1 pseudogene is annotated in these 1449 nt (G+C 62.4%); it reads right to left on the minus strand.

What is annotated here, in order from left to right:
- A pseudogene (locus GIW04_RS30680) lies at nt 1-1400 on the minus strand (peptidase U32 family protein); the annotation flags it as partial.
- Between the last annotated feature and the right edge of the window lie 49 nt (nt 1401-1449).

Genomic DNA, 1449 nt, shown 5'->3' on the forward strand with positions numbered 1-1449 from the left:
GCCTTGCGCCCACCCCGTGGGTGCGCGGCGACGCGTGCGGCAGTCAGCGCTTCGATCACTTCACGGCGCAAGGCCTTGAGCTGCGAGTTGGGGATGAAGAACGCCTGCGGCGCATCCAGCTCGATGCGGGTGGCATGGTATTCGGTGGTGCCGAGCTGGCCGAGCAGGTCGCGCAGGGTGTCCAGCGCCTGTTCCGGCTTGTTGGCCACGCCAAACGGGCCGGGCAGGATAACGCTGGCGCTGATGCCTTCTTCGCTGGTCGCGGTGATTTGCAGCTGCTCTTCACGCAGGCGCGCGACCCATGACAAGCCGATACGGCGCTCGGCCGAGGTCTTGAGCAGGGCCTGTTGCCAGTTGTGGTCCAGGTTGCGGTTGAGCGGGTGATGGGGGCGCAGTTGATGCAGGCCGGCCGGCATTTCGTTGGGCTCGACGCGGTAGCGGTAGCGCTTCTCACCGTCTTCTTCGAACTCACCCTTGGGCTCGGCGATGTTGGCACGAAAGCCCACCACTTCACGCTTGATCAACACATTCAGGCCGTCGCCGTTGGACAGCGGCTCATGGGTGACCACCTGCAAGTCGCGCTTGCCGGCTTTTTCCACGGTGCCCACGGGCAGCCCGGTGAAGGTCGGGGTGTCAAAGGCGCCGATGTCGATCTTGCGGTCGCTGACAAAGTAATCGGTGCTGCCACGGTGGAAGGTTTTTTCCGGGTCGGGCAGGAAGAAGTGCGCGGTACGGCCGCTGGAAGCGCGGGCCAGGTCCGGGCGGTCTTCGAGGATCTCGTCGAGGCGCTGGCGGTAGTAGGCGGTGATGTTCTTCACATAGCCCATGTCCTTGTAGCGGCCTTCGATCTTGAACGAACGCACACCCGCTTCGACCAGGGCGCGCAGGTTGGCGCTCTGGTTGTTGTCTTTCATCGACAGCAGGTGCTTTTCAAAGGCTACAACGCGGCCTTGGTCATCTTTTAAGGTGTAGGGCAGGCGGCAGGCCTGGGAGCAGTCGCCACGGTTGGCGCTGCGGCCATTTTGCGCGTGGGAGATATTGCACTGGCCGGAGAAGGCTACGCACAGGGCGCCGTGGATAAAGAACTCGATGGCAGCATCGGTCTCATCGGCAATGGCGCGAATCTCTTGCAGGTTCAACTCGCGGGCCAGTACCAACTGCGAGAAACCGGCCTGGTCGAGAAACCTGGCCCGGCCCAGTGTGCGGATGTCGGTCTGGGTGCTGGCGTGCAGCTCGATCGGCGGAATATCCAGCTCCATCACGCCCAGGTCTTGCACGATCAATGCATCGACACCGGCATCGTAGAGCTGATGGATCAGCTTGCGTGCGGGCTCCAGCTCGTTGTCATGCAAGATAGTGTTGATGGTGGTGAAGACGCGGGCGTGGTAGCGGCGGGTGAGATTTACTCGAGTTGATGTATCTCTCCCCCCGCTTCATGCCCTTTTTCAG

Source organism: Pseudomonas sp. PA-4-8C, from assembly GCF_021606625.1.
In the GTDB taxonomy this organism is placed as follows: domain Bacteria; phylum Pseudomonadota; class Gammaproteobacteria; order Pseudomonadales; family Pseudomonadaceae; genus Aquipseudomonas; species Aquipseudomonas lactis.